Here is a 4694-nt window from a genome sequence, read left to right as displayed (position 1 = left end):
CGTAAAACCCTTGTTATCAACGGCCATCGCCGGCTCCTTCAATCAACAGGCAATGAATGACTCACAACCAGCTTGACGAAGGGGGGCTCGCTCACTTGTGTGGGTGTTTGGCCGGACGCTCGCTCACTTGTGTGGCTGTTTGGCCGGACGCTCGCTCACTTCACTTGTGACGCCCTTTGCCCGGCATCAAGGTGGACATGCCCCTCACAATATTGGTGAGCGAGCGTCCTGGGGAAACCGTGTATTGGTGAGCGAGGGTTTGAGGGAAAGCCGCCATAGGTGAGCGGGCGTCAGGCGGGGCGGGCTTCGCTCAACTCGAGGCGGCTCCGGTATTCCACGGCTTGCTTGCTGATGGGGTCAACGAATCGGATGCCACGGGCGAGCAGCTGCAGCGGCTTGGAATAGTCGTCCGGAGCCTTGTCCAGGAGTTCGGGGTAGAACGCGTCGTTCACTATTCCCAGCCCGAGCGAAGCCATGTGCACGCGAAGCTGGTGGGTCTTGCCGGTGTGGGGCTCAAGCCGGTACAGCGCTCGGCGAGCCACGCCGCCGTCGTGAGTGCCGCCGTCGAACGTTCTCAACAGCTCAATACGCGTTTCCGCGTTGGGCTCGCCCTCGATGACTTCCGCGAGAAGGTAGCTGCGGGATTTGGTCATGCGGTTACGCACGACGGCGGGGAACCCGACGGCGGGAAAGCCTGCGGCGGGTGCCGCGGCGGAGACGCACTCGTACTCCTTTTGCACCTGCCGTTTTTCGAAGAGGACCTGGTACTTGCCGCGGGTGTCCGGGTTGGTGGAGAGCAGCAACACCCCGGCGGTCATGCGGTCGAGGCGGTGCATAGGGATGAGGTCCGGCAGGTCGAGCTGGTTCCGGAGCCGGACGAGCGCGGATTCCTGGATGTAGGTCCCGCCCGGGGTGGTCGGCAGGAAGTGGGGCTTGTCGACGACCAGGAGGTGCTCGTCCTGGTGGAGGATGTTGATCTCCACTGGCATCCGGGTCTCCGGCGGGAGGGTGCGGTAGTACCAAATGAAGGTGTGTTCTTCGAGGGGGGTGCAGCGGTCAAGGGCCGCGCCGCCTTCTCCGACGATTTCGCCGGCGTCGAACCTGTCCTCGATGCCTTGGGGGTCGATATGGCCCCAGCGGTGCATCATGTAGTCCATTGCGGTGTCCCAAGGCCCCTCGTCCGGGAGGCGCAGACGGGTGGCGTTGACGCCGTCGCGCACTGGAAGGGGGGATTGCATCACCGGTCCATTCTACCGGGGGTGCAACAAGGGCCGCCCCGGAGCGTGCAACAAGGGCCGCCCCGGGGGCCGCTAACACCTAGTACGTTGTGCCGCCCGGCAAGATGACGGGTTTGATGGGCTGCTGGTTGAAGTTGAAGTCGTTCACCAAGTTGCCGAGCTGGGGGTTGTCCTCACGGACGCCGGGCCGGGGATCTGGCCGTCCGTCCGTGGCCGGGTCGAGGCGTTGGCCGTGGAGGAAGTCGTCTTCGATGAACTTGGCGTAGGCGTCGTGGCTGAGTGTCTGGTGGTCGATGTTGCCTTGTTTCGCGTAGGGGCTGATGACGATTCCCGGGACCCGGAGGCCGTAGCCGTTTTGGTCGACGGTGGGCGGGGTGACGTGGTCGTAAAAACCGCCCCAGTCATCCCACGAAAGGAAAATGGCGGTGCTGTTCCAGTCAGGGCCGGACATGACGGCATTGATCAGGCCCGTGACGTACGCCTGCCCGGTGCTGATCAGCGCCGGAGGGTGTTCGCTGACCGCTGCGGTGGGGTCGATCCAGCTCACGGCGGGCAAGGTGCCATTTTTGGCGGCGGCGTAGAAGTTGGTGAGGGACTGGATGTTGCCGAGCTGGCCGTCCTGTTTCACGGTGTCGAAGTAGGGTAGCGGATTCCAAATGCCCGGTGTCTTCGCGTTCTGGGCGACGGGAGCGCAGGACATGGCTGCGTCGTCCTGGCAGTCGGGCTCGGTGCCGTTGAAGACGTAGTAGGCCCAGGGCACGTTTTGTTTGTGCAGCAAGTAGGTGAGATCGGTCCAGGCGTAGTCAGGGGGAGCAAGCAGTTTCGCGGCGGCCAGCAGTTTTTGTTTGAGCGCTTCGGGGAGGGCTGCTTTGTCGATCGCGGCCTGGCAACTCGCATAGGAATCCGAGCCGGCGCAGTTTTGCGCGATGAGGGTGTGCAGTTGGGCGGCCATGTCCGGGGTGATCCCCGCCGCAGCGAGTGCGTCCTGGCAGGCCTTGTTTTGCAGGCCGGCCCGGCATTTGCCGATGAGGGTGGACTGGATCGCGGAGCTGAAGTCCGGCGGACTGCCCGGATTCTGGAGGGCGTTCACGCAGGATTGCGGGTCGCCCGTCCGGGTGCATTTGGCCGACCATTCCGAGACCATGTACAGGTGCTCGGGCAGGCTCCAGGAGGCATTGGGTTCGAACATGTGGTCCTGCAACGTGAAGTCCTTGGCATACGCCCAGTAGTTGGGGAGGTCGCGAGCGTCGTGGTAGCCCATCACGTCGCTTTGCTTGCCGCCCGCGCAGGCTGGGGCGTTCGGTGCGCAGTTGGTTGAGGCCTTCTCGGCTTGCGCGATGAAGCCGTCCATTTTCCCGCCGTTGATGTCCGCCGCGGCATTGCTCTGGCTGTGCGGTCCACCGGAGTTCCGGTCAGCGGGGTCGTAGTACGGTTTCACGCACGAGCCGTGGGCCGGATCGGGAACGCACACCGCGGGGGAGCCGTCCTGCATCGGTATCCCGTCCGCTCCGGGGAAGGTCCCGAAGTAGCTGTCGAACGAACGGTTCTCCTGCATGATGACGATGACATGCTGGATCTTCGAAATCCCCGTATCTACGGCAGAGGAGCCCGCCGTATCCGGGGCTCCCGTACCCGGGGTCCCCGCCGCCACTGGCGTCCGGGACCAGGAGGCGCCGAAAAAGACGGCAGCGCCCACAAGCGCGATAACCGCGACAATGGACAACGCGGCGAGGCCAGGACGCCGTAACGCCCAAGCCCGAATCCGCCCCCTGCGAGGCCCGATTAGCTTATCGGCTCCGGACCCAGCGGGCGGACTATTGAACCTCATCTTGCACCTCATGGACAGGGATACCCGCAGGCTACTCCTTCAGCGATCGCAGCGGTACAGGCCGGCAGGGCTCCGCCCGACGGCGTCCCGCAGCCTCCCGACGAGAAAAAAGTTCTTGACAAGAAAAGTTGTCGGTGGGCACAATGGAAGCATGTTGGACATCGAAGTGATCGAGGACCCCGCCGCGGCGGAAGCCTCGCTGGACCCGATCCGCACGCGCATTCTGCAGGAGCTTGTCGAGCCCGGATCCGCCACCCAGCTGGCGGTCAAGGTGGGCCTGCCCCGGCAGAAGGTCAACTACCATCTCAAGGCCCTTGAGCGGCATGGGCTCGTCGAGCTTGTGGAGGAACGGAAGAAAGGCAACGTCACCGAACGCGTTTTGCGCGCGACGGCGGCGTCATACCTGATCTCGCCGGTGGCACTTGCATCCGTGGCGCCGGATCCCCGACGCTTCTCGGACCGCTTTTCCGCCTTCTGGCTCCTTGCCCTCGCGGCCCGGACGGTCCAGGAGATGGGCAAGTTGATAGCGGGCGCGGCCGCGGCCAAGAAGACGCTTGCGAGCTTCGCGATCGACGGCGAGATCACCTTCCGCTCGGCGTCGGACCGCGCCGCTTTTGCCGAGGAACTTGGCGTCGCGGTGACCCGGCTCGTGGACAAGTACCACGACGGCGGTGCTTCCGCGCTGGCGAGCGGCGCACGCAAGCACCGGCTCGTCGTCGTACTTCATCCCGCACTCAAGACAAATACACAGCACTCTCCAGAAAAGGAACAGGACAATGACTGACAACCGTGAATTCGAAATCGTGGCCGACACTGAACTGCCCGGCACTCCTGAACGGGTCTGGCAGGCTGTCACCAAGGACACCTCGGCCTGGATGTTCCCCACCGATCAGTGGCCGGCCGTGAAGACCGTGGACGAATACCCCAGCCACCTCGTGACCCGCATGGACGGGCCGGACGGCTGGTTCAACCAGCTCGAGCACGTACTCGAACCGCTCGAGGGCGGCCGTGCCAAGCTGCACTATGTCCACAGCGGCATCTTCGCGGACAACTGGGAGGAGCAGTACGACGGCGCCAGCAAGCACACCGAGTTCTACCTGCACACCCTAGGCCAGTACCTCCAGTACTTTGACGGCAAGCCCGTGGTATTCACCGACATCCAGGGACCGGCGTCCTCGCAGACGCCCGACGGTTTCGTGCAACTGAAAAAGGCCCTCGGCGTGGACGGCGTTGCGCAAGGTTCAACGGTTCAGGTGGACGTCGACGGCGTGGGTCGGCTGAGCGGGGAGCTCGACTTCTCCAATCAGCACTTCCTGGGCCTGCGGACCGCCGACACGCTGTACCGCTTCTTCGGCCGCAACTCCTTCGGAGCCCCCGTGGGCATGACGGTTCACGATTTCAGCGGCAGCGGCGACTCCGAACTGACCGCGAAGGCCTGGGGCGCGTTCCTGGAGAAGGTGTACGCCTAGAGCCTGATTCCGCACCGCCCAACTGACTCGCAGTTAATGTCGTTTTGCCCTCGGCAAAGTCATATGGTCGTAGCAACGCAGGGGGTTTAGGCTGCCTGCAGCAGCTGGTTGAGCCGGTTGGCTGGGGTTTGTAGGTTGAGGGTGGGCCGTGGCCGGCGG

The 4694-nt window shown here is 64.0% G+C and carries 4 protein-coding genes; 2 read left to right on the top strand and 2 right to left on the bottom strand.

The window, feature by feature from the left end; all coding sequences use genetic code 11:
- Positions 1-290: 290 nt before the first annotated feature.
- Together AB0323_RS23865 and AB0323_RS23860 are read right to left on the bottom strand one after the other, a co-directional pair.
- Positions 291-1238 (bottom strand): RluA family pseudouridine synthase, encoded by a 948-nt coding sequence (locus AB0323_RS23865; protein WP_366179532.1) that lies wholly within the window; start codon positions 1236-1238, stop codon positions 291-293.
- A 79-nt stretch (positions 1239-1317) separates the two neighbouring features.
- Positions 1318-2961 carry an alkaline phosphatase family protein gene (locus AB0323_RS23860; RefSeq protein ID WP_366179531.1) on the bottom strand — a complete coding sequence of 548 codons (1644 nt, stop codon included), beginning with the start codon at positions 2959-2961 and terminating at the stop codon, positions 1318-1320.
- Positions 2962-3217: 256 nt separating this feature from the next.
- Between AB0323_RS23860 and AB0323_RS23855 the strand changes: the two genes are divergently transcribed.
- Positions 3218-3850, top strand: a complete 633-nt coding sequence (locus AB0323_RS23855; RefSeq protein WP_284980886.1) for a helix-turn-helix domain-containing protein — start codon at positions 3218-3220, stop codon at positions 3848-3850.
- Positions 3843-4535 carry an SRPBCC domain-containing protein gene (locus AB0323_RS23850; RefSeq protein WP_366179530.1) on the top strand — a complete coding sequence of 231 codons (693 nt, stop codon included), beginning with the start codon at positions 3843-3845 and terminating at the stop codon, positions 4533-4535. Before AB0323_RS23855 ends, AB0323_RS23850 begins: the two co-directional genes overlap by 8 nt.
- Positions 4536-4694: the final 159 nt, after the last annotated feature.

This window comes from Arthrobacter sp. NPDC080031 (genome assembly GCF_040702485.1).
In the GTDB taxonomy this organism is placed as follows: Bacteria; Actinomycetota; Actinomycetes; order Actinomycetales; family Micrococcaceae; genus Arthrobacter.
Note: the sequence above shows the minus strand (reverse complement) of the source record. Positions and strands in the feature narration are given on the sequence as shown.